General features: G+C 45.3%; 1 protein-coding gene. It reads right to left on the bottom strand.

What is annotated here, in order from left to right:
* Positions 1-221: 221 nt before the first annotated feature.
* Positions 222-863: Cof-type HAD-IIB family hydrolase (locus ACTHS3_RS15780; RefSeq protein WP_440368479.1), on the bottom strand; the 642-nt coding region annotated here is incomplete at its 5' end.

Consider the following 863-nt stretch of genomic DNA (forward strand, 5'->3'; position numbering starts at 1 on the left):
GTTATGGGAGGTATAGGGTTTATAACAGGATTAATTTTAAACCCAATTGATGCAATAATGGCTATACCTGGTGGCATTGTTTATGCAATAGATACTTCCATTACAGCTGTTTGGAATACAGTTTTGGGATTGTTTAGATTGGTTACAGTATTTTTCTAGTTACTTATTTATATGATTAAAGGCCGTCTGAAAATGTTCAGACGGCCTTTTGATTTGATGTTTTAAATGACGCCCAATTCTTGCAAGCCGCGCAATACGCCGTCTTCATCGACACTTGGGCAGACGAATTGTGCGGCCGCTTTGGCAGCTTCTTCACCATTGCCCATGGCAACGCCAAAACCGACGGTTGACAGCATTTCCAAGTCGTTGAAGCTGTCGCCGAACGCCATTACTTTGCTCATATCAATCCCCAGTTTTTCCACTGCGTGGGCGATGCCGCGTGCTTTTGAACCTTCCTGTTTGAGTAGGTCCATGGCATGTTTGTGCCAGCGGACGGATTTGAAGCCGTGTTGTTGAATCAGCGGTTGCAGGATTTTTTCTTCTTCCTCATCCACAAAGACCAACATTTGATAAACGGGTTGTTTACGGAAATATTCTTTGTCAGTCAGGAAGTTGGGCAGGATATGTGATAAGCCTTCGACAACGCGCAGCGAATGGGAGGAAACGGCAATTTCTTGGTTGTTGACGAACGCGTAGTCTATTTTGTGTTGTTCAAGCAGGTTGATGGCGGTTTCGATGTCGGCAATATCCAAGGGGTAGCTTTGCAGGGGTTTGCCGCGAAAGGAGATATATTGGCCGTTGATGGTAACGAGCATGTCGATACCGCATTCTTGAATCAAGGCTTTGACTTTGGCGGGAATGGC

The organism is Neisseria sp. P0009.S007 (assembly GCF_051962515.1).